The 24,586-nt window shown below is 37.2% G+C and carries 14 protein-coding genes; 4 read left to right on the forward strand and 10 right to left on the reverse strand.

Annotation, left to right across the window (positions count from 1 at the left end):
- Window positions 1-90 precede the first annotated feature (90 nt).
- Window positions 91-12,924 carry a T9SS type B sorting domain-containing protein gene (locus PXC01_RS09030; RefSeq protein ID WP_276471957.1) on the reverse strand — a complete coding sequence of 4,278 codons (12,834 nt, stop codon included), beginning with the start codon at window positions 12,922-12,924 and terminating at the stop codon, window positions 91-93.
- A 161-nt stretch (window positions 12,925-13,085) separates the two neighbouring features.
- Here PXC01_RS09030 and PXC01_RS09035 point away from each other — a divergent pair, with 161 nt between their 5' ends.
- Entirely contained in the window at window positions 13,086-14,174 is a 1,089-nt protein-coding gene (locus PXC01_RS09035; protein WP_276471958.1) for a hypothetical protein, read from the forward strand.
- 81 nt (window positions 14,175-14,255) lie between these two features.
- Here PXC01_RS09035 and PXC01_RS09040 read toward each other — a convergent pair whose 3' ends face one another.
- From PXC01_RS09040 to PXC01_RS09070, 7 genes are all read right to left on the reverse strand, one after another.
- Window positions 14,256-15,314, reverse strand: coding sequence for a nucleoid-associated protein (locus PXC01_RS09040; protein WP_276471959.1), 1,059 nt, complete (start codon window positions 15,312-15,314; stop codon window positions 14,256-14,258).
- A gap of 124 nt (window positions 15,315-15,438) precedes the next feature.
- A complete protein-coding gene (locus tag PXC01_RS09045) occupies window positions 15,439-15,936 on the reverse strand; it encodes an IS1096 element passenger TnpR family protein (protein ID WP_276471960.1) in 498 nt (165 codons plus the stop codon).
- A 26-nt stretch (window positions 15,937-15,962) separates the two neighbouring features.
- Window positions 15,963-16,997, reverse strand: a complete 1,035-nt coding sequence (locus PXC01_RS09050; protein WP_276471961.1) for a COX15/CtaA family protein — start codon at window positions 16,995-16,997, stop codon at window positions 15,963-15,965.
- Between the two features lie 14 nt (window positions 16,998-17,011).
- Window positions 17,012-18,436, reverse strand: coding sequence for a CCA tRNA nucleotidyltransferase (locus tag PXC01_RS09055; protein WP_276471962.1), 1,425 nt, complete (start codon window positions 18,434-18,436; stop codon window positions 17,012-17,014).
- Between the two features lie 4 nt (window positions 18,437-18,440).
- On the reverse strand, window positions 18,441-19,001 hold the full coding sequence (locus PXC01_RS09060; RefSeq protein ID WP_276471963.1) for an L-threonylcarbamoyladenylate synthase: 561 nt from the start codon (window positions 18,999-19,001) through the stop codon (window positions 18,441-18,443).
- On the reverse strand, window positions 18,998-19,831 hold the full coding sequence (locus tag PXC01_RS09065) for a glycosyl transferase (RefSeq protein ID WP_276471964.1): 834 nt from the start codon (window positions 19,829-19,831) through the stop codon (window positions 18,998-19,000). Before PXC01_RS09065 ends, PXC01_RS09060 begins: the two co-directional genes overlap by 4 nt.
- A 1-nt stretch (window position 19,832) precedes the next feature.
- Entirely contained in the window at window positions 19,833-20,696 is an 864-nt protein-coding gene (locus tag PXC01_RS09070) for an ATP-grasp fold amidoligase family protein (protein WP_276471965.1), read from the reverse strand.
- Between the two features lie 108 nt (window positions 20,697-20,804).
- On the opposite strand from PXC01_RS09070, the gene PXC01_RS09075 reads away from it, so the two are divergent.
- A complete protein-coding gene (locus tag PXC01_RS09075; RefSeq protein ID WP_276471966.1) occupies window positions 20,805-21,623 on the forward strand; it encodes a glycosyltransferase family 2 protein in 819 nt (272 codons plus the stop codon).
- Here PXC01_RS09075 and PXC01_RS09080 read toward each other — a convergent pair.
- Window positions 21,605-22,399 (reverse strand): glycosyltransferase family 2 protein, encoded by a 795-nt coding sequence (locus tag PXC01_RS09080; RefSeq protein WP_276471967.1) that lies wholly within the window; start codon window positions 22,397-22,399, stop codon window positions 21,605-21,607. The two genes, PXC01_RS09075 and PXC01_RS09080, sit on opposite strands and share 19 nt — an antisense overlap.
- Before the next feature lie 252 nt (window positions 22,400-22,651).
- Window positions 22,652-23,467, reverse strand: a complete 816-nt coding sequence (locus PXC01_RS09085; protein WP_058103517.1) for a 2,3,4,5-tetrahydropyridine-2,6-dicarboxylate N-succinyltransferase — start codon at window positions 23,465-23,467, stop codon at window positions 22,652-22,654.
- A 99-nt stretch (window positions 23,468-23,566) separates the two neighbouring features.
- Between PXC01_RS09085 and ruvX the strand changes: the two genes are divergently transcribed.
- A complete protein-coding gene (gene ruvX, locus PXC01_RS09090; RefSeq protein ID WP_276471968.1) occupies window positions 23,567-23,977 on the forward strand; it encodes a Holliday junction resolvase RuvX in 411 nt (136 codons plus the stop codon).
- Entirely contained in the window at window positions 23,978-24,568 is a 591-nt protein-coding gene (gene def, locus PXC01_RS09095) for a peptide deformylase (RefSeq protein WP_276471969.1), read from the forward strand. It abuts the gene before it with no gap.
- The last annotated feature ends 18 nt before the right edge of the window (window positions 24,569-24,586 follow it).

A 24,586-nucleotide genomic window follows, 5' to 3' on the forward strand; every position in this document is an offset into this window, starting at 1 on the left:
ACCACAATTAATAGTTGTATAATGTTGATATTAAGTGGTTAATGTGTAAAAAAACAGAGGTAGCTATTTTAGCTACCTCTATTAATTTACTTATCTATATAGAGTGAAGTTTCCTACAAACTCTCTAGTGTCGGCCGCGCCGTTTAGTTTAATGACATACCAATAGTCTCCGGTAGGTAGTTCGTTTTCCTGATAGAATCCGTCCCATCCGTCTTCATTATCTTTAAATGTGTAGACCGCTCTACCGTATCTATCATAGATGCTTATAAAAATCTCTGGATAAATTTCAATATTACCCGGCATCCAAAAATCGTTCTGACCATCACCATTTGGAGTAAAGAAATTAGGAATTTCAATGTCAATAAATTCAATGAACAGGCTAGCTGTAGCTTCACATCCGTTTTCATCTACTACGGTTATTGCATAGGTGCCCGTTTCTGTAATATAGAATACATTTTCAGAACCTCTATTCTCATCCTCAAAGTAGAAAGTATAGTTTTCTCTACCTCCAACGACAGTTGCGGTTATCTGATTGATATTACTTTCTACAACGGTAATCTCAAGAGGATCGAATGCCAATACCTCAACATCGTATGTGGTTAAACAACCATTTGCGTGAGAAATACTGATGTAATGCGTTCCGGGAGTAAGGTCCCTGAACATAGGTGTCAATTGCATCTCTAACGGATCAACGGTATCTAAGCCAAATAGTACATCATTTTCTATACTAGGATCGTTTAGTGTGATGCTTACATAGTTACTTGGTATTGTGCCGTTACAGCCATATATCGGCTCTACAGTTGCTCCAAGATCTACACCTGCGTCTATGGTAACTATAATTGTTTCTTCACAACCTTGTGCATCTTCTATATATATGATATAGTCACCGGCCGCCAAGTTCGTAAAGCTTAACCTGTCTTGTACAAAGTCTGTTTCTGATTCTAAACGTGTGCTATATGGAGCGGTACCGCCAGTTATAGTCAAATCAATTGTACCATCTTCTTCGCCAACACATATTTCTGGAGTGCTTTCAGTTATTACTTCTAATACTTCCGGTTCTACAATAGTTGCTTCAACAAGCTCAAAACAACCGTTGGAATCTTGTGCTATGATTACATAATCGCCAGGTGCCAATTCATCAAAGGTATTGTCATCACTAAAGCGATCTAAATTTGGTGAAATTGCATATTGGTATATTCCTGAACCACCTATCATATTAACCGTTATACTGCCATCTTCTTGCCCATTACAGGTAACATCGTTAATGGTTGTATTAGCGGTGTCAATAACCAATGCTTCCGGTTCTGTAATATTTATTAGTGCAGATGATACTTCGCAATCATCGCTTTGAACCCTTACATAATATGTTCCTGCCAATAAATCGGTGAACAAACCGGTTGGTTGACCAGATCGTACCACATTTGTTAAACCTGCATCAGAGTACAATGCATATTCGTAATTGCCCAAACCACCTTGTGCTTCAGCATTTATAACTCCGCTATCATCACCGTTACAACTAATTGTTGGGTTGTTGTTATCTAAAGTTACCGTCAACGGAACGATCGGATTTACTGTTACGCTATTACTTACAACAGATACACAACCAAAACTATCTTGAATATAGTACTCATATGTATTTGGAAGAACACCTGTGAACAAATGGGTGTTAGGTCCATTAGTTTCATTCATGGCATTGAATGTTGAGGTACCATCCGTATTCCACATATATGGCCCCGTACCACCAGAAGCGGTCAACAATAATTGTGCATCATTTAAACATGTTGCTCTTTGTGCCGTAACCAATTGACCTCTAACTTGTACAGGTTCTGCAATCTCAACAATATTAGTTTCGTCAGAACAATTTAGTTCATCTAGTATAGTAACACTATAATAGCCTGATCTTAAATTCATGAAGGATGCCGTAGTCTGTGAACTGGATGTCTGTAAAAGATTTGCTCCAGGTCCGTCACTATCATATGTTTTAAGAATGTATCTATAATTTGTAGACACTGTTCTTGGTGTAAATGCCGCGGTAATTATTCCGTCAGTATCACCTTCGCACTCCAAACCTACTACAGATTGAATATTTGCAACAATTGGTTCTGGAGGGGTCAACGTAAATGCGTTGGTAAAGGTTTCTGTACAACCTAGACTATCCGTAATTTCTACTGTATATTGACCATCACTTAAACCTGTGAATAAATTACCATTTACTTGATTTGCAGTATAGGTTGTTGAAGAACTTACATGCGTTAATACAATATTGAACGGAGCTTCGCCGCCATTAGGCGTAATATTTGCACTTCCCATATCATTACTACAACCAACATCTTTTGTCTCTATTGCGGCTAAAGTAATTGCTGCGCTAGGTGATGTAATCGTAAATGCTCTTTCTTGAACACATTCAGGAGTTCCAACTTGTGAAGCTCTTAAAATATAACTACCGGCAGCTACTGGAATAGAAGCTGTTGTACCTGTTCCTGCAAAAGTATCGGCATCATCTGTACGTGCAGTAGCTGATCCATCGGCATTTAAAACTTCCCAGTTGAAATCGCCTGTATAGGTAGCATCGGTAAAGGTTACCTCAATGGCCCCATCGGTTCCAAAACATACTACATCAGAAAGCTTATTAACCTCAATACTAAATGTATTAGGGTCTTCTACCATATGAGTTCGTGTTATTTCACAACCAGTAGTAATATTTCTAATACCAATAGTATAGGTGCCAATTGCCAAATCTGTAAATGTATTGTCACCAGTTTGATAACTTGCGGATGGCAATATTCTAAATTCATAGTTTGCAAGATTTGCAGTAGTATTGGTAACGCTACTATTTACAACTATAGTTATGTTCTCACCGTTGTTAACACAGTCCAAGTCCCTGTCTACAGTTACCGTTGCGTCCACAAAAATATCATAAGGATTTATGGTCACTACATGTTCCGCAGAACAGCCTTCGTCGTCATAAACACGAACAATTATATCCCCGCCAGCGGCATCTGTATGTGTATAGGTCAAATTATTGCTGTTTTGAAGAACAACATTGGTTGCATCGTCTATAAATTCAAAACGATTGTATGTTCCGCTACCACCAACTATTGTAATAGGGTCTATTGTTATAGTGGCATTATCTTGGTTATTACCGGTAGTACAGCCAAATTGAGCAGGAACCGGAGCAGTAAATGCTATAGCTACATTTTCTTCAACAATAACAGATTTTACCGTAGAACAATTATTAGGACCTCTAGCGGTAACATCGTATGTGCCGCCCGGTAAGTCTATAAATGACTGGGTACTTGCATCCCACGATGCACTTGAGGGCATAGGTGTTAGAGTATAAGTTAGCGGATTGTTGCCGTTATTGACCTGAACCAATTCTATTGTGCCATCTTCGGCACCGGTACAACTAACCTTAGTAGGGGTTGCCGTGAAATCTGGACGTACGGCAGCAGGAATGGTTACCGCAAAAGTTCTACTACAATTTGGTGATGCCGTGCCTATATCATATACATTTACCGTGTAAATGGTGTCTACCGTATCATCCGGTACGCTTACCGGTACGTTCATAGCACCGCCGGTAAGCGTTTGCTTTGCTACCACATTGGCAGACGCACTATCTAAAATTTCGAATTCATAGTTGCCTGAACCTGAAATACCTTCAATAGCTATTTCAGCTTCATAACCCGCACCACAACCTAATTGCTTATCTAAACTTGCAGAGGCTTGTAGAGTAGGGTGCACCACTATATTGGTGTTTACCGTACAACCTGTAGCATCTTTAACAACTACGGTATAGCTGCCGGCCGGTACGGTATTATATATGCCATTATTGTTTTGATATGTGCTACCGCCATCAATAGAATAAAGAACGGTTCCCGTACCTGTAACATTTATGGTTACAGAAGCATTGGTAGCGCAATTAGCTATTTCCACATCGTCAATAGTTGGTGCTGCCATAAAGCTCATGGTAACGTTGCCCAAATTATAGGAGCAACCATATTGATCTTCTACCGTTACCGTGTAAGTACCCGCCGGTAATCCTGCAGCAATCTCAATAGGGTTGTCTCCGGTTGCCGTAATGGTAGTAAAAGGTGAAGGACCTGTAATGGTATATGCATAGGTGCCACCACCTCCTTGAACATTGTCTATTAATATTAGACCGGGATTTTCACACGAAATATCTTGAATTGATCTTGGGTTTCCGGTAATAATATCCAATTCATCTAGAATAGCATTTTCACTGGCACTGATACACTGTTGTGCACCACCGCTGTCTATTTGCGTTACTTGAATATAATATTCGTTAGGTGAAAGACCCGTTACGGTAATGGTGTTATTGTAGGCTATTACACCTGCACTTTGATCAACGATGTTATTGTCGATATCAAATAAAGTCCATTGCATACTAGGTTCGGTCAAACCATCTTCGTCAACTATCGTATAAGTGATCTCGCCATTGTTAGATGTACTACAAGAAGGGCTGATTTCTGGAGTAATGGTCATTGGTAGGCCACCCGCAATTTCATTTACGTTTACTGTACTTTGTCTAATACAAGTTACTGGTGTATTGTTATCTCTAACATAGAAAACATACGTTCTACCAGGTATCAAATTTGTGAACTCATACATACCATGACCTGCAGTTACCGTACTTCCGTCCAAAGCAATAGCGCCACCGGGGTACCATGTAGCGGTGCTTTCATCAAAATTTGCGGGATCACTTGAAAAAGTATATTCGTAACCTGGAACTCCTTCGCCACCTTGTACTTTTACTTTTAATTCATCACAATTTTCAACTACGGATGAAGTGGTAATATCCAAATCATCCAATGGATAAGGAATGATTTCTCTTGGTAAATCTGTTTGACAAATTAAATTGCCGCTACCGTCAATTGTTCTAATGGAAGGGAAAACTTCATCTCCAGAAGATAATCCTGTTCTAAAACTAGTTCCTGTTTGCCACGTACTACCACCGTCTTGACTATATTCTATAGTACCGGTTAAACCTGTAGTTACGTTTGTAAAATCGAAACCAAAATCAGTATCGGCTCCGCTACAATCACTTGCATAAGCTAATACAATATCTGCTGTAAGTTCAGCTGGTGCTGTAATCGTTACAGATTCTGTTTCAGAACATCCGGCTTCATCGGTAATTACTACATCGTAATCACCTGGTGCTAGATTATAATAGGTTTTAGTAGATCCAACAACATTGGTTTGTACTTGGTCTGGTGCACCATTGGTAATGTCTATCAATCTATAATCGAAAGGAGATAATCCGTCATTAATTGTAACTTCTATATTTCCTGTACCGTCATGACAATCTGGGTCTGTTGCTACGGCAGTAATGTCCAATACCGGATTTGCGGATATGGTTTCGGTTACCATCGTTTGGCAAGCATCCGTACCATTTGCTTTATCTCTTACATAGATATCATAATCTCCAATATCTGCCAAGGCAATTGTTGTAGAATTACTTGTTGAAAAATCAGCATCTGTAACCGTAGTTCCATTAGGAACAAAGGCATACATGAAATTATTGTCACCACCCGATGCAGTTGCCGTTAAACGACCATCGGCACATAAACTTGCATTTACAGGCTCCACACTTAGTGAAATTGTAGGTGCAATGGTAATGGATTGTAGCGCTGAAACACAACCATATTCATCATTTACTTCTACATCATAAGTACCTTCGGATAAGTTGCTGAATGTATAGGTAACGTCGGTTATTGGAGAAGGTGTTTGCCATGCTCCGCCGTTAATTCTAAATGAATAGTTACCATTGCCATCGGTTACCGTTGCAGTAACTGTACCGTTGTTTTGACCGTCATAACACTGTGTAGCGGTAAGACCAAAAGCAATTGTCTCTGGCTGAGAAACGGTTACGGTGGCCGTTGAAACTGCTTCACAATTATTATCGTCCCTTACTCTTACGTGGTAGGTACCTGCGGGTACGTTCAAAAACTGTGTTGAGGTAGTGTAGGTCCTTATTACGGTATTATCCGTTAATTCTAACTGATATTCATAACCTGGTGTGCCTTCATTTGCAGATGCTTGTAAAGTTGCCCCAGTATTAAAGCACGTAAATTCAGCAGTTTGTTTAAGATCTGCCGTTAATGCATTTGGAGAAGTAAGCGTTACCGATGTTGCTGAGGTTGCGGTACATGAATTGTCATCTATTTTTTCTACCATTACAGTGTACGTACCATCTGAAAATGTTGCAGGGGTAGTAATAGGTGATGTAGTTTCTGCTGTCCAAGTTGCACCGCCATCTACAGAATATTGATATCCTAAGACTGGATCAAAATTAGAAACTTCAAAACGAATACTACCGTTATCGCTACCGTTACATGTAGGGTCTGTACTACCTAAAATGGCTACTTCAAAAGTTTTTCCGGATTCTACAATTACCGTAATATCTTTGGTTTGCTCACAAATTTCTGGAGTTTGTGATGCCTGAATATCATCTAATACCAAGAAATTACCATTATCACTATTTAAATTGGTACGCAATACAACACCAACTGTGGTATTTGCACCAGGATTGAAAGTAACCGTTCTTTGGTGCCAGTCATCTGCATTGTTGTTTTGAGGAATAGCGGCAGTTGCCTGACTACTGATTAAAGTACCTGAACCGTCTACCAATTCTACCAATATTTCTGGATCGTTACCAGAAGCATTGTCTATTAATATGTTATAAGCGTAGAACGATATCGTGATTTCTTGATCGGCAAGTGCTTCTAATCCTGTTCTTGACCATAAAATGTTGTTGTCACCGGCAGAGGTGCTTACCCCAATTGCCATAAATCTACCATCGGTTAAACCAGAGTGGTCATTAGGGCTTCTCCAAGATGCATTAGGGTTGGTTATTCTATTGGTAACAGCATATTCCGCATTTACAAGTATTCCTGCAGGTCCTAAGTTACAATCCGTTTCAGTTCCATCCTGTGGTTCGTAGCAATATCCTGCACCAATTTCAGCAATCTGTGTAGTTACACCCGCTCCAAAATTTTCAAGGAACAAGGTACTTTGAGAGCTTGCAATGGTATTCGTGTATCCAACAGTTATGGTTTGAGTACCTGAAGCAACATCATTGAAAATATTACTGTTCAATGGCGCGTTGTCCGTACCGTTCAATTTATAGGTATAGGTAAAATCCGTTGTATTTGAAGGGGTAATCGTTACTACGCCGTCTCCATCGCACTCATAGGTAATGTCATTTGTAAAAGTTGGTGCAATAGTAGACGTAGGTACGGTAATTTCTAGGTCTGTAGAACATTCCAAAGCATCTTTAATTCCCAATTGGTAGGTGCCAGGTGCTAAACGTTGTTCATCTACCGTAGAGAATGAATTACCTCCGTCAAAACTATATTGGTAAGGTGCTTGACCACCACTTGCATTTAAAATCTTTACCAAAGCCGTAGGCGTTGCCGCACCAGACGTATCACATGAAGCATCTTCAATAATTGAAGGTGATGCCGTTAAAGCAAATGGTTGGGTAACCTCATACGCTATAGTCTCTTTACATGCATTCCCAGGGTTACTATTGGAATCCATTACGGTAATGTTATATACCCCCGCAGCTATATTGTTAAAGAAGTTTTCTGTCTGGAAGGTTGCGCCATCATCAATACTATATTGGTAAGGGGCATTACCGCCAGAAGCAGTTATGGTCAATACAGCGCTAGCAGAATCTGCACACGTAATAGCCGTATTTGATGCTGAAATGCTTATGGTGCCCAGATCTTGCATCTGTACATTATTTGACAATCCGTAGCATCCGTTATCATCTCTAATTACAAAAACATATTCCCCATCTTCATTAGGTACATATGTAGAAGGCGTACCATCATATCCGAATAAAAACGATGGATTGGTCGTAAATTCTGAATCTGGTATAGTTGTCTCATCCGCGTAAGGAGCGACACCATCTTTACTGTATATGGCATATTCATAACCTGTTGTGCCGCCAGTGGCCGTTAAATTAATTACACCGGGAGTACAGGTAATATTATCTTGGTTTGTAGCGGTTAACCTTAGTTCGGGAATTTCGTCGACCGTAATAGTACTTTCATCACTACAGCCATCTATGGTAGTCGTTACCACAACATAGTCATCTGCAGAAAGACCGGTAAATGTATGTGTATTGTCCTTTGAAAGTAGATTATTGGCGACCAAGTCTCCTTTGCCACCGCTACCGTTGTCAAAATATAGTTCATAGCTATACTCTGGCGAAACGTTCAGTGCCTGTATGGATATTGTTCCCGCATCGTTGCAATCAAATGGTACTGAACTTACCGTTGTGTCAAAAATTCTTTCGGCAATCCCAATTTCCTCTGTTTCAAATACACAACTATTTTCAATGGGTGCACCTGTGGTAGGATTCAACTGCGTAATCTGCACTTTATAGGTACCGCTGGCCGTTATAGCAAAATTAGGACCTTGTGCCGCACTGAAAGGTACAGCTATAGCATTGTTTTCTACATCGAATAACTGGTATCCGTAACCACTACCTAGGTCTATTACTCGTATAGAACCTTCGGTATCACAAATAATATCAGATGAATCTGGTTCAGGGATGTCCAATGTATTTTGATATGCATTGAAATAGAACCTACTGAAACATCCGCCCTCATAACCAATGACCACCCTGTATTTACCACTTTCGGTTATTGTAAAATTATCGGCATCGGTTACCTGGTTCCATGTCCACCCACCATTTGTGTTTGCGCAATCATCACTTACATCTCCACAAGTAGTGGTATTACAGCTTGTTTCGTCAAGTTTTTCCCACTTAATGCTCAAAGCATCGGTTATACCTAACTGTATAAATGCACTATCGGTATCTCCACATAGGAAAATATGTGGCATTGAGTTGTTATCGTTAGAACATGTTACAATTTCACCTTGAATATCATTATCTGGGTTGCTGTCACCATTAACTTGGTTAAAGTAACTGATGATCGGGTTGGTCTGTGTTTCGCCATAACGCTCTACGGTAATCAATTCCGTATGGTTTGCACAACCTGAAGCCGATGTTTTTTCAACAATATAGTTGCCTATTGTTGTAACCGTTAGCGTGTTTGATGTACCGTTATCTAAAATAGTATCACCAGAATCTATTGATCCATTATTATTGTTATCAATCGCCCAAGTGTAGCTGTCAAAACCTATACCGGCAGAAAGTGTTCCGCTGGCGCCGCAAAGTTCTACTGTACGGGCAACGTTACAATTTGCCAATGCATCTGATACATTATTGGCGGCAACTTCTAAAGTCGTTGTACATGCACCTGCAGGGTTACTGCCATCTTCGTCCGAAAAGGTGTTGGTATTTAAAGTGCCGGTGTAATTGGCATAGGCATGGTTCTCTAGTTGAGAGGCACAGGCCGCTACAAATTCAGAGCAGTCGCCTGCAACGGAAACCGTTATCTTTATTTTATATTCTGGATCGTCTATTTGAACTAGATTGTCAGGTATGGTGAACGTAATTGTTCTGGAGCTTTCATCATAGGTGTTGGTTACGCCCGGTGCGTCGTTAATGTTTATGTCATCTAAACTTACATTGTCTGGCAACACATTTTTAATGGTGAAACCGGTTGCATGATCATCTCCCGTATTTTGAAATCTTAATACATAATTGTAAGTATCTCCTAAATCTACATCTTCCCCGTTAATATCGGTACCGCCCAATAATTCAGAAGTATTGTCCAAAACAATTACCGGTGCAAAAACCTGAGTATAAGAAGCTGCATTTACCGTACCATCAGTAGGGTCAACTGCAGGAACTCCCGTTCCATACTCGCCGCCATCACCACCGTCCGCAGCATCATCTTTATAAAATTCATTGGCATCGCTACATCCATCATCATCACTATCCAAATCCAAGTGATCTGGGTAGCCATCCATATCAGTATCTAGATTTGCACAAAATCCAGAAAAGGACGCTGTATTATAGGATAGAAAGGCAACATCTGCATTTGAACTAAGTTGTAATCTTAGATAGGCAACATCGGCTAAATTGGCGGTAGGTATGCCAAACTCTGATAATTCCACGGTGGCCAAGCGATAATCCCTTGTTGTATTATCAAAGAATACGCTTCCGTTTGCGTGGTAAACATCTAATCTGTAAGAGCCAACAACACCGGTAAGTGCTCCTCCACTATACGCTTGTACACGCACGGCGTTCCCTAACGGGGCACCTGTAGCATCGTAAAGACTTACAATGTGGCTAACCCCACTTGGATCTGCAACTTGTGTCAATAAAATATCAGGAATACCATCACCAACGTTAGAGGCTACTATAGGATCTATTTCATAAGTCCAAGTATCGCCAATGTTGACTATGCCGGATCCTAAATCCAACCCGTTTTGTCCATGTGTCAATAAAGGGTTCAATGCATCTGTAGTAGGGTCGTTAACCATGGTTAATCCTAGAGCATTGTCATTATTTCCATCATTTAAATTCGCTTCAAAAGTTGCTTCACCATATATGTTGTTTGAAGGGGTCAAGGCCATCCAGCTAGACTCTGTAGCTGAAATGTCCGAAAATCCGTCATTGTTGGCGTCTATACCGTCAAATAAACCATTGCCGTTGGAATCATAAAGATTATCGTCTGCAACGCCTGTGGAAAATGTTGTGCCACCTGATGTGAATGCCAATAATTCATGTGATAGATTCGGTAAAACTGGATTTCTTGAAGTTGTAGAACTTCTCCAAAAGCCATTGAAGTTAGAGAAAATTTCGGTTACGGCGGTACCACCCTGGACCGTGCTTGAAGGTGATGTGAAATTTACGTCATTAGATATAATACACATTTGCTCAACAGCATCTAACACCCCATCATTATCATCATCTAAATCAACACTATCTACTACACCGTCATTGTCAAAATCGTTATGCACTATAATACGGGCAGAGGGTTCATCTCTTGTAATATTGGCATCCGTTTGGTCTTGGGTGTTAGTAGCTATGTTTACCAGGTTTAATAATGGCAAAATGTCTATTTCATCTGCGGTTACCTCTAACGTTAATGTAGCAACCTCACCAGGAGCCAAAGTTCCAATATTCCAAACATTTCCATTAAATGTTCCTGTAATTGTATTGGCCTGAACCAATGTTAATCCTTCAGGAATATTATCTGTAACCTGTAAATTGGTAATATCATTAAAGTATAAATTTTCTGCTCTAATGGTAAAAGTAGCAGTTTCACCTTCTGTAATTTCTGGTTTGTCAACTGTCTTTTTAATTTGAACATCTGGTTCACAATAGAAAATCTTAATAGTTTGCGAGTCGTAGGTACATGGTCCTTTTGTACCTCTTACATAGTAATCACCGGCAATGGTTGCTGCATAATCATATGCATTTGCGCCTGGTATGGCGACACCATCAAAAAACCATTGGTAGGCATCGAAATTATCATCTGATGCTTCAAAGATACTTGAGCCAGAAAAACACTCACCTTCAACACCGCCGTTGATTTGTAAAACAACTTCCGGTACGGTATCAAAACCTGAGAAATAGCCGGCAACACCACGTGCACCATTAAACCCGAAAAAACCGATAGCCATTGGCCCGGTCGAAGTTACGTTTATATTGCCATCCAAATTTGGAATGTAAAAAGTCTTCCAGTCATCCGATCCCGCTACTGGGTCAGACGCCGGTTTAGAAACCTCTACACCATCTTCGTATACCTTAATATTTGCGTCTAAGGTATTTACCGAAGCAATAATGGTTAATCCGCCAGTAACATCAGTACCGGCCATGTTTCTAATATCTGGAATATTGTCCATTACATCTGGTAACAAACAGTTTACCGGGGCTACAAAGTTTAGACCTTGAGTGTAATTTGCAGCTGCACCTGCTAAACTCTGGTACGCGTAAACATCTTTAGACGTTGTAACAAACATGTTTGCGCCTGCAGAGTTACTAGAGTAATAAGAGCTTGGTATTTTAAAATATTCACCATTATTAATGGTTGCAATTGGTGTTGTACTGCCATTTACAAATACTTGGGTATTATCTGCGGTACCAATTACCAATGGAAATTCTGTAAGGCCGCTACTAGAACCGTTACCTCTAATAAATACATATTCCTTTCCTAATTTATTAATAGGTACTGGCTGATCAATACCGGCATCTCTGTGACTTTGGCCATCTTGACTACCAAAGTTCATAGAACCATTACTGATTACAATATCTTTTGTTGCTACTATAGAAGCACCGATCCAACCATCTTCATGTGCTTGTGTAGGTGAGGTTCCTATATAAGTTTCATAAACGAAAGACTCATTGGCATTTAAGGTTATAGTATGTGAATTGGCGGTAATTCCTGCTCTGTTATTACCTACTCTAAACTCGCAACCTGGATCATAACCGGATAAGACAACTGTGGTGTTGTCTTCAGTGGCCATAATACCTAACGTATTAGATTTGGATACTTGTGCACCTTTGTTGGGTACACCGCCCCATTTAAAGTTCGTACCCATTGCTTGTCTACCCTTTGCTGTCAGTGACGCAGCTTGTGCACCAGAGTTACCTCTGTAATTCACATAAAACTTTTCTCCGCCCGCAGATATAAAACGTAAACCACTATTGGAAAGTACTGTACCGGTATTTGCATTGTTTACTAAAGTAATATTGTTATCACCATTTGGTAAGGTCCAAACACCTGGGTTAAGTCTATCAATAGTAAATGTTCTTACAATTGTGTTAGAGGTACCTTGATAAGCATAAACGTTGAAAGGTGTGGTTTCTGGAGTAGATAAATGAATTGCTTGGTTTTGTATAGCTGCATTATTTTGACCTTGCTTCATTGGTGGTAAATAATGAAGGTCGCTCAACTGTGCGGTTCCTAAAAAAGAACTGAATGCAATTATAAAAAACAGTAATAATTTAATAAACGATTTAGTCAGAGTAGTCATCGGTATGGTTATCAGTAGTACTAAAACAAATAAAGTGACCTTTTAGCTCCTGACTAAAAAAATGTTGTATATGGTCCATATATGTTGTTGAACACGCTAATTATATATGCTTGATGAAATTTATTTGGTCTATTTGTGTAATTTACCAGTAAATTTGCAGCATGTCGGAAGAAAGATTAATGTCCAAAAAAAAACCTGCTTACCCTGTAAGTGAGGCATTAGATGGCTATTTGGAGCACTATAGTAGAAAGATAGAAATACCTATCTTTTATGATGATTTACTTCGGTTCTCGGGATCGGTGGTTGTGTATGATAAAAATGATGAGGATACGCTTTGGGTACGTGCATATTATTCTGAGTTTGATAGAAAGGAAATTGACGATAGTTTAAAAAAAGTTTATTCTATTTTACATTCTGATGGGAGCGATAATATTCATCAATATTTAAATGTCGATGCAGTCGATTTCTGTACGTTTGGAAACTCTAAACCCTTTAGGATTAAGATCAGAAATATATTAAATGACAATTTCACATATTTCTATATCAAAAAGACCGATGCATCTCGTATTTATGGGCTAGAGTTAGAGCATATGCTTTCACCCTACAATCTTAACTTTTTGGTCTATAAGGATACGTTGATCGAAGAGCATATTGCAGGTATACCTGGTGATGAATTTATTAAGCATAACTTACCAAAATGTACACCACGTGAAAAGGCGCAATTGGCTAAGGAATTCGTAAAATTCAATGAACGTTGCATGATCCGTCTATTGGGCGATATGCGTTCATATAACTACGTAATTGTCCCTACACACGATTTTGACCATGTAGTATACAAAATAAGGGCCATAGATTTTGACCAACAGTGCTTTGAAGGAAAGCTGAAAGTCTATAGACCTCAATTTTTTAAGGAAAATTACCAGATGGTTGAATTGGTTAGAAAGAAACTAACACATGATTCTGTAGATCAATACAAATTGGAAGAACGGTCTATGGTAGCCAAAAGAATTTTAAGTTCCGGCAATAGAATTAAAAAATTACGGGCTATCTGTAAGACAGATGATATTTCTACTCCTGAAAATATAGCAATGTTAAGAGAGCAAATAGAAGTTCTTACCATGGATATGGATTTTAAGAATTGTAAAACAATGGGAGAAGTGCTGGATCTAGCACTGAATTTTGTGCGAAGAAATTATGAAGACGTAAGTTTAAAACAGATTATAGAACATAATATTAAAATAAATAGCTAACTGATTATCAGTTAATAAGGAAAACAAAAAGCCCGTTATTTAAATTTAAATAACGGGCTTTTTTTTATACAAATTGTTTATTTAGCTCTTCTGTTCTTTATTGAAATATACCAAATAGTAATACATTTGTCGCTCTTCATCCCATCCTTTCTCTACAAACTTCTCCGCAGATTCCGGGTTTATAAAATCCATTTTAATCTGTATATTGGTATCTAGATTAATAACATTTTTAATTTTCTTACGAGCATCAGATACCGCTTTATTGGCAATATCAAAAGTAGAAACATCTTCTATACTAAATTTAGGTCCTTTTTCTGTTTTGTAATGTTTAAACTCCGGTATCAATTCTGGGTTCTCCATTACTTCGTTCAAAAACGTAGACTCTTCAAAAGCATCGTTCTTTGCAAAATGGTTTACTGCACGGTTCATGAACAAAACTTCTTGTTGTTTATCCTCGGCAGGTAAAACAACCTCTTTGGCAAAGTCTTGGCAAAATTTTAAATAGTTTTTTGTCTTAAAGTTGTCATCTGATAATGGTTCAACACCTAAGAAGTTTTCTATCCAGTATTTGGTATCGTATTTATTGCTGTCAACTGAAAGTACTTTATAACCTTCCTCTTTTTCAACATTGAAAATTAAGCAGCCTTTATCCAACTTATTAATATTGATACCTTGTTGAATAACAATATCCAAGTTGCTGTTTTTTTCTTCAAACTGAATAAAATCGTGTTTTAACTCACTTTTAAAAATTCCGATGGCATCAACCTTCTTATTATCTAAAAGTAAGTTAGAAAGGTAAGCTACATAGACTTCCCCACTTTTAATATGGGGGTGGTTAGATTGCTCAAAAAGTAACGAAGCTACTTTTTTTGAATTTAAATGCGCCTTTGACGGGTCTTCAAAAATTTCGGTCACTATTTTATATAGCTCGTTAAACTCAACATCTACTTCGTTTGCAAGCTTATAATAATTCTCTTCTTTTTCTCTAAAAGGTTTAAAAAAATATTCTTTTAATAGACCCGTAGTTTCATCATTAAGTCTAAAGGGTTCTTCTGAAAGAAAGATACCTTCGTTTTTATTTTTGTTACCAACTCTATGTATTGAAATACTCTCAATTTGGGTAGCATATAGGTTAATCATAAAATGTTCTAAATTAAATGGTTAGTAATCGAAAAATATTTTTTGTTCTATAAGCGAGAATCAAACGTTACAATGCTTTTATTTTGATATCTCGCAGGCTTATGCTTGTGTCAATTAGAGAAATTTAGTTCCAATTTTCATCGAAATCCAAATCGTCGTAATTATCAAAAGTATCATCAAAATCAAAAGCACTGTTCTCTGCTTCAAAATTTTTCTCTGGTGGCGTTTCCGGTAGTTCACCAAATGTAAAGAGTACATTAGGGTAAGAACGGCCATCTTCGTTTTCTTGAATGTCGGCAAGTTCAACAAAAAACGTCCACATGTTCATAAAATCATAAACGTAGATAAGTTTTGGGTTGTTTTCGTTCATGATATCCTCTAAAAAAGTTTCGTTCATTAAACGTACATCAGAGCCAGATTCGCTCATGTCGAACAACGCAATTTCCTCATCTTGTTTCCACTCTTCGTCACATGTGTAAAATGAGGCCATTTCATTGCCTAAAAAGCCAAATGCCTGGGTAATGGCATTATGAAACTCTTCTAATGAATTGTGAGACTCAATCTCTAAATCTCTGAAAATATCTTCTTCAGCATCTAGAATTACACGAATTTTATAAATCATACCTTAATTTTTGCGGGTCGGCAAAGTTACGAAGTTTTGGAGTCTTTTCTAGGCTTTAATGCATCTAATAGTATGTAGAATTGCACACCGAACAATATGGAGGCCAATACAAGATGTAATGGCTGACTAGCAAACGGAAAATCCAAATAGTTCATGGCTACACCTGTAAATACCTCTACCAATAGTAAAAACAAGACCCAATACACTTTAAAATGACCTAGGTCATGCTTGGTTATCCTATACGCCAAAAAAGAATTTATCAATATAATCAATATAGAAAACGATCGGTGAACATAAAATAATAACTCAGGATCTTGTAACCATTTATCCTTGGCGGCATATCCAAAAATATCTATTTGATCATCTACAAATTGGCGAACCTGTGTACCCATTGCAATTTGTACAAGCGTCATTACCAATGCTACAATGCTTATACGTAATACTAATTTATCGTATTTAATACGTTTGTTTTCACTATTGGCCAGGTAAATTACATAAAGTATCATTGCAACGATAACCAATGCCATGAGCATATGGACCGTAATTTTTGCCGGTTCTAAAACGGAGTATACAACAGTAGCCCCTAACCAAGCTTGAAAGACCATACCAACTACTACCAACCAGGACAAAACGGGTATGCGTTTTTTCTTTTTCCAGAATTTTAAGGAAATAATGGCAAGTATTAATGTTGCAAGGCCTGCCAAAGCACCCAATAATCTATTAATATATTCTATCCAAGTATGCCATGGGTTAAATTCTGCGTAGTCGTGTTTTGTATAAAGTTCCCAATTTGCTGCATTGAAGGTATCTGTTGTGGTAAAGGACTCTTTAGAGACCTGTAATGTTTCACGGTAAATTATTACTTGTCCTTTTTCAAATGCTCTATTTGGTTGCCATTGAATTTCAGTTATTTCCGTTGGGGGAATGTAGTAACCAAAACATTTGGGCCAATCTGGGCAGCCCATACCACTACCTGTCATTCTAACAACTGCTCCGGCAACGATTACTAAATAAACTAAGACCAAAGATATTTTGGCAACCTTTCTAAATGTAATATCCATAAATAATATCCATTCTATTTTGTACTCTGTAGACCTAATTCTGCACCCTTAAGATACATAAATTCTTGAGCAGCTTTATATTCATTTGGAATTTCTCCTTCTAAAATAGCCTCTTTGATCGCTTCTTTGATGATACCGATTTCTTTGGATGGTTTCAAAGAAAATGTTTCCATAATTTCTTCGCCACTAATAGGTGGTTGAAAATTTCGTACATGGTCGCGAGCTTCTACTTCTTCAATCTTCTGGCGTACAATTTTGAAGTTCTGGTGATATCTGCGCTGTTTTTTAGGGTTTTTGGTAGTAATATCCGCTTCGCATAACGTCATTAGATCTTCCACGTGGTCGCCTGCATCGAATATTAATCTTCTTACGGCAGAGTCTGTTACAAAATCCTCAGATAATACTATTGGTCTAGAACTCATGAGTACTAGCTTTTGAACATATTTCATTTTATCGTTCAATGGCATACGTAACCTCTTAAAAAGCTTATAGACCATTTTTGATCCCACAAATTCGTGCCCATGAAATGTCCACCCAATTTTTTTGTGGAATCTTTTGGTAGGGGCTTTGCCAATATCATGTAACAAGGCTGCCCAACGTAACCAAAGATTGTCCGTAGCTCTAGATATATTATCTACCACTTCTAGCGTATGCCAAAAGTTGTCCTTATGTTTTTGCCCTTCTATTTCTTCAATGCCCTGCAACGCCGTAAGCTCAGGTAAAATTAAAGGTAAAAGTTCTGTTTTATGAAGCAGTGAAAATCCTACGGACGGTTTTTTGCACAACATAATTTTGTTAAGCTCGTCTAATATCCGCTCGTTGGATACGATTTTTAAACGGTCTTTATTTTCGGTAATGGCCTGTAATGAGGGTAGGGCAATCTGAAAATCTAATTGTGTTGCAAACCGTATTGCCCTCATCATGCGTAAGGGGTCATCTGAATAGGTTACCCCTGGTTCTAAAGGAGTTTTGATAATTTTGTTCTCTAAATCAGCAATGCCTTTAAAGGGGTCCAATAGCTCACCATAATTAGATGCATTCAAAGAAAGAGCCAATGCATTTATAGTAAAATCCCTTCTTTTTTGATCATCTTCCAACGTACCGTTTTCTACAATTGGTTTACGGCTATCCCTAGTATAACTTTCTTTGCGTGCGCCAACAAATTCTAGCTCAATGCCATCGCTTTTGATCATTGCTGTACCAAAATTCTTAAAAACAGAAACTTGTGGTTTTCCCTTTAATTTGGAAGCTACTTTCTCGGCTAGTGCTATACCACTACCAATTGCTACGACATCTATATCTTTAGGTGTGGATCTCTTTAAAAAATAATCCCTAACAAAACCACCAATTACATAGCAGTCTACAGAAAGTTCTTCTGCAGCTTCTGAAATAGTTTTGAAAATAGGGTTGTGTAAAGCGTCTATATGGCTCTCTTGCATGTTCTTATTCTCGAATAATCTTCACCGTATTGTCATTAGAAAGTCTAATAATTGATGAGGCGGAGCTATTCTGTTTCTCTCTGTGCAAATTTACCACATAGTCTACACCTTTTAAAATGGCTTGATCTATATTTTGGAAAGAATTTGGAGTGCTGTTTCCCGATATATTGGCAGATGTAGAAACAATAGGTTTTTTAAACTTACCAATAAGGTAACTGCAAAATTTGTCAGAAGCCACTCTAACGGCCAGGGTATTGTCAGCTGCAATCAGGTTTTTGGCTATGCCACGTGGATTATCATAGATTATTGTAGTTGGCTTTGTAGAAAGGTCCATTAGGTCATAGGCCAACTCAGGAACCTTTTCTATGTGTTTCTCTAACATTGCGTCATTGGCTACCAAACAAATCAATGCTTTGCTATCGTCTCTTTGTTTTAATTGAAATACTTTTTGAACCGCTTTTTCATTAGTCGCATCACAACCTATTCCCCATACGGTATCGGTAGGGTAGAGTATGAGTCCGCCGTTTTCTAAAACTTCTATGCAATTGTTGATTTCCTGGGTCATTGAGATAAAATGATTTTGTTAATACCGTATTCTTTATCAATGGCTTGCCATTGAACCGTATTCTTATCTTTTTGTAAATTATCCTTTTTTAAAGCTACTTTTTGTGTGCCAATAATTGGTATGGGTTCTTTAGGCGTTTTGGTTGCTTGAATTGAAATAGTATTGTTCAAAATAGCCATAGCTTTAAACCATAGGTCATCTGCTTTTGGGGCAAAGGCCATCATCTTATCTATATTAAAAACCTCTTTATGAAGAGATTTTGCTGGGTATAGAATGCCCCATGCACCTATTGGTACAAATGCCTTTTGGTTTATAGTGGTCTTAAATTCATCTCTCCATTTCTTAAAAGGTAGAGAATTACCATTTTCAAAATTTATGTGAGATGTCTTTATGCCGATGATATAATTAGGGTTTTTTTGATGTTCCTTATATATTATATTCAGCCAATTCTTCCGGTACATTAAGTCATCATCACAAGTAATGATTGGTGTATCTGGAAAATCCGTTAACGTATGGATCAATTTTTTGTGAGAACAATGAAGTTTGGTAAAACGAATTTCAAAAATAGATGACTCTAGTTTTTTTACGTTTTTAGGAATAATGCCTTTGTGCTCTTCATTTAACCAGAGTATTACTTTCTTAGGTAATATGTCTTGGTTCAATATGCTTTTAATTACTAAATGTAATGTACCAAACCTTTGTGGAATTGAGGTCAATGAAACTATAACCGGAGCTGTAGGCTTACTTTTTTTGGTAAAAAAGTTTGTAGGCAAAATTGTATACTTTAAACTGTGTAGTATCGATAACGGTAATTCTTTTATTACTTTCATACTATAGGGTGGTAATAAATTTTTGACCTTCGGGAATTTTTGGTATGGTAATATAGTCTCCTATAATTTTATTGTATTCTTCGGGTATGAATTCTAATCTTCCATCTGCGGGGTAAAAAGTCATTTCTCCAAAAATTATTACGCCATCTAAGTTGTAAAGGTCCACTCTTACAAAAGGGAATGTACCTGCTAATTTTTTGGCTACCTCTACCATTTCATTAAAATTCTTGGGCTTTATGGTCTCGCCTTCAATAGGACCTATACTTTCGTGGGTAATCGGTAGTTTGTTCCAGTCAATGTCATAATATGACCTTAGGTGTTTTGAACCACGGTCAATATCCACATGTAGAAATTTGGGTTCGCCATCAAAACAAAAAAACTTATAATCGTTTATATCTTTTTTGCCTATTTCCGATAAGTATTTTTCAACTATAAATTTTGGTTTAACATTTTTGTAGGCCCACTCAAGTCCTCCACGTGTATATTGATCTTTTCTTAGCCATTTTTCTAGTTTAAGCCTGGCTTTGGTTTTGTTTAATTTAGATTTGTCCTCAACCAGAATATTAAAATGGTACCCGTGTGTAGCTTTTAATACAAATTTTTGAGGTAGCCGATCGTAATCTATTTCTTTTGGATAATCATAGACAGCAATCAATTCATTCAAATACTTTTCCCCTACTTTTTCTTTTACATATGAGCGAACTTCATATTTATCTACAAGTTGATGTAGAATGGGGACTCTATAGTACACTTTTAACCACTGTATTTTTTGGTTAAAATCTTTTGGGTCGTTTAAATCTAGTTTCTTTCCAGAATAATATTCATAATATATTTTCATGTAAAATGGAGCGGGTAAGAATTTCATTTTCTTTAGAAGCCCATACGTTATTTTTTTGATCATATATTATTAGCTGAATTATTTACAAATATATAGATAACACTTTTATATTTTTGCAGTAATTTGAAACGTAGCATGGAGATTCCTAAAATAAGTATTATTGTAAGTACATACAATGCTGAAGAGTGGTTGAAGAAGGTACTTTGGGGCTTTGAGCAACAGATTTTCAAAGACTTTGAAGTGGTAATTGCCGATGACGGTTCTAAAGAACCTACCAAAATTCTTCTAGAAGAAATGGCTAAAAAGGTTCATTATCCTATAGTTCATGTTTGGCAAGAAGATGATGGATTTCAAAAATCTAGGATACTTAATAAAGCGGTTACGGCTTGTTCAGCGGATTATATTATCATGACCGATGGAGATTGTATACCGCGAGAAGATTTTGTTCAGGTGCATTATATAAATAAGGAACCCGGTTATTTTATTTCTGGCGGATATTATATGCTACCAATGAATATCTCCAAACTAATTACCTTAGAGGACATTGAAAATCAGCGTTGTTTTAATATTCAATGGTTAAAAGAAAAGGGGATTCCGCAAACATTCAAAAATAATAAGCTAACGGCACGCGGTATCATTTCAAAGATCCTTAATTGGGTTACACCTACCAATGCCAGCTGGAACGGTCATAACTCTTCAGGTTGGAAGAAAGATATTGAAAATGTGAACGGTTTTGATGAGCGTATGCAATATGGGGGACAAGACAGGGAATTGGGTGAAAGGTTATTTAATTTTGGTATAAAGTCAAAACAATTACGTTACAGTGCTGTTTGCGTTCATTTAGATCACAAAAGAGGTTATAAAACACCAGAGTCTATTGCTAAGAATGTGGGAATAAGAAATGCCACTAAAAAAGAAAAAAGTGTTTGGACACACTATGGCATTACCAAATAGTAGGCAAGCTCGTTTTTCTGTTCCAACCTTTTCAGCTCTCTAAAACGTTCAAGTACGCCCAGAGAATTCAAATAACAGATGGTGAAGCCTTTTTTGCCGTCAAGGATTCCCAGCCTTAAAATATAATGGTTAAAAAATTTCCAGCTGGTTTTCAAGACCATCATGATATAACTAAACTTTTTTTCCTTGTAAAAAGACTCAATAGCTTTTAAACGACCGTATTTAATCATTTTACCTTTGTAGTCTTCGTAACTCTTATAACAATAATGTGTTAGCTTTTCTTTTAAAATACCAGAATCGCCATCAACATCCAATGTTTCATGAACAATTTTGCAATCAGAAAATACAGCTTTACTTTTTCTAAAAAGTCGGTAGTTTTTATCTGTTTGCCATCCGCTGAAATTCAATTTTTCATTTTTAAACATGAATTGACGATAAAACCAAAATGCAGCTATTTCCGTATTACTGGATACGGTTTCTTTGATTTCTTTCTGTAAGGCATCTGAAACAACTTCATCTGCATCTAAAAATAAAACCCAGTCATTTTTGGCCTGTTTTAAAGCAAAAGACTTTTGAGCGGTAAAATTTTCGAACGGATTTTGAATGACTTTTACCTTAGGGTTGCTCTTTAAATATTCATAAGTTCCATCGGTACTAAAAGAATCAACCACAATAATTTCATCGGCAAAGGAAACAGACTCGATACATTTTTCAATGTAGCCAATTTCATTATACGTAATTACTAATGCGGTAAGTTGTTCTTTTTTGGTAATCATACAATCCAATTTGATAGGTTTGCTCTAATCGGAGCGAACAAAGTTATAACAAAAAAAGAATTAAAAAATTGTGTTAAGCAGTAAAATTCTTACACAATCAACCTCCTGTTATATAGACTTCTTCTTGGTATAAGAGTACGTGTTTTAAAATGGTTGCGTTTATATCTTAAAAAAAGATTTAAAAAAACCTTTCTAGCGCATTTTTTAAAGTAAAACAGAACTAGAAAGGTTATTGAGTAAAATTAATGGATACTAGACCGCTACATCATACTCTCTAAGTGCATCGTTCAATGAAGTCTTTTTATTGGTGCTTTCCTTACGCTTACCAATTATTAATGCACATGGTACTTGAAATTCACCAGCCGGGAATTTTTTGGTGTAACTGCCAGGTATAACTACTGAACGAGCAGGGACAACACCTTTGGTCTCTACCGGAGTTTCGCCTGTAACATCAATTATTTTAGTACTCATGGTCAAAACAACATTTGCACCTAAAACGGCTTCTTTTTCAACTCTAACACCTTCTACAACAATACAACGGGAACCAATAAAGGCACCGTCTTCTATGATGACCGGTGAAGCTTGTAAAGGTTCTAAAACACCACCAATACCAACACCGCCACTTAGGTGTACATTTTTACCTATTTGAGCACAGCTACCTACTGTTGCCCAGGTATCTACCATGGTACCTTCATCAACATAAGCACCAATATTTACATAGCTAGGCATTAAAATGGTACCTGCTGAAATATATGCTCCATGTCTTGCAACGGCATTTGGTACTACACGAATTCCTTTTTCTTTGTACCCTTTTTTTAATGGCATTTTATCATGGTACTCAAAAATACCAGCTTCTAAAGTTTCCATTTTTTGAATAGGGAAATACATAACTACTGCTTTCTTGACCCATTCATTGATTTGCCATCCATCTTCAGTAGGCTCGGCACATCTCAATTTTCCTAAATCTAAAAGATTTACAACCTCTCTAATACTATCTTGGGTAGCAGACTCCTTCAAAAGGTCTCTATTTTCCCATGCTTTTTCTATTTGAGCTCTTAATTCTGTCATTTTCATAAAATTTTCTCAAATATAAGTTGAAGTACAGTAATTACCCATGGTCAAGGGCACATATAACAAATTATCCTTTATTTTTGCCAAAAATTTAGTTTGGGAAAGATCCTTGCAATTGATTACGGAGAAAAACGTATTGGGCTGGCAGTTACCGATGATATGAAAATGATAGCTTTTGGTTTAACTACTATTGCTACTCCTGAAATATTTGAATATTTAGCTGACTATATACCTAATGAAAACGTAGATACCATAGTTGTGGGCGAACCTAAACAAATGGATAATACCGCTTCTGAATCTGAAGTACATATTGCTCCTTTTTTAGTGAAGTTGGCAGAGAAATTTCCTAAGGTGACCATTAAAAGACATGATGAGCGCTTTACCTCTAAAATGGCTTTTCAGACCATGTTGGATAGCGGGTTAAAGAAAAAACAAAGAAAGAACAAAGCATTGATAGATGAGATCAGTGCAACGATTATATTACAAGATTTTTTAAAAACAGTTTAAATGATTTTACCCATTATTGCTTACGGTGATCCCGTATTAAGAAAAGTTGCGGATGATATTGATAAAGATTATCCAAAACTGAATGAGTTGATTGCTAACATGTGGGAAACCATGTATAATGCTAGTGGTGTAGGTCTTGCGGCTCCACAAATAGGGCTGCCAATTCGTATATTTTTAGTTGATACTACCCCTTTTTCAGGTGATGAGGATTTAACGGAAGATGAGCAAAAACAATTAGATGGTTTTAAACGAGTTTTTATCAATGCTACAATTGAAGAAGAAACTGGTGATGAATGGGCATTTAATGAAGGTTGCCTAAGTATACCAGATGTTCGCGAAGATGTAAGTAGAAAAGGGACTATTAAAATTACTTATTTAGATGAGAATTTTAAAAAGCACGAAGAAACGTATGACGGTCTTTTAGCAAGAGTAATTCAACACGAATATGATCACATAGAAGGGGTGTTGTTTACAGATAAATTATCCGCTTTAAAGAAGAGAATGTTAAAGGGAAGATTGACCAATATATCTAAAGGAAAGATCAATGTTGACTACCGTATGAAATTTCCTGTAAAGAAAAAAGGACGTTAAAATGCCTTTATAATTAAT

It is taken from the genome of Maribacter huludaoensis, from assembly GCF_029350945.1.
GTDB lineage: Bacteria > Bacteroidota > Bacteroidia > Flavobacteriales > Flavobacteriaceae > Maribacter > Maribacter huludaoensis.

Coding starts and splice junctions, on each gene's coding strand:
- PXC01_RS09030 (WP_276471957.1), bottom strand. CDS start 12,924: ATGACTACTCTGACTAAATCGTTTATTAAATTATTACTGTTTTTTATA.
- PXC01_RS09035 (WP_276471958.1), top strand. CDS start 13,086: ATGTCGGAAGAAAGATTAATGTCCAAAAAAAAACCTGCTTACCCTGTA.
- PXC01_RS09040 (WP_276471959.1), bottom strand. CDS start 15,314: ATGATTAACCTATATGCTACCCAAATTGAGAGTATTTCAATACATAGA.
- PXC01_RS09045 (WP_276471960.1), bottom strand. CDS start 15,936: ATGATTTATAAAATTCGTGTAATTCTAGATGCTGAAGAAGATATTTTC.
- PXC01_RS09050 (WP_276471961.1), bottom strand. CDS start 16,997: ATGGATATTACATTTAGAAAGGTTGCCAAAATATCTTTGGTCTTAGTT.
- PXC01_RS09055 (WP_276471962.1), bottom strand. CDS start 18,436: ATGCAAGAGAGCCATATAGACGCTTTACACAACCCTATTTTCAAAACT.
- PXC01_RS09060 (WP_276471963.1), bottom strand. CDS start 19,001: ATGACCCAGGAAATCAACAATTGCATAGAAGTTTTAGAAAACGGCGGA.
- PXC01_RS09065 (WP_276471964.1), bottom strand. CDS start 19,831: ATGAAAGTAATAAAAGAATTACCGTTATCGATACTACACAGTTTAAAG.
- PXC01_RS09070 (WP_276471965.1), bottom strand. CDS start 20,696: ATGAAATTCTTACCCGCTCCATTTTACATGAAAATATATTATGAATAT.
- PXC01_RS09075 (WP_276471966.1), top strand. CDS start 20,805: ATGGAGATTCCTAAAATAAGTATTATTGTAAGTACATACAATGCTGAA.
- PXC01_RS09080 (WP_276471967.1), bottom strand. CDS start 22,399: ATGATTACCAAAAAAGAACAACTTACCGCATTAGTAATTACGTATAAT.
- PXC01_RS09085 (WP_058103517.1), bottom strand. CDS start 23,467: ATGACAGAATTAAGAGCTCAAATAGAAAAAGCATGGGAAAATAGAGAC.
- def (WP_276471969.1), top strand. CDS start 23,978: ATGATTTTACCCATTATTGCTTACGGTGATCCCGTATTAAGAAAAGTT.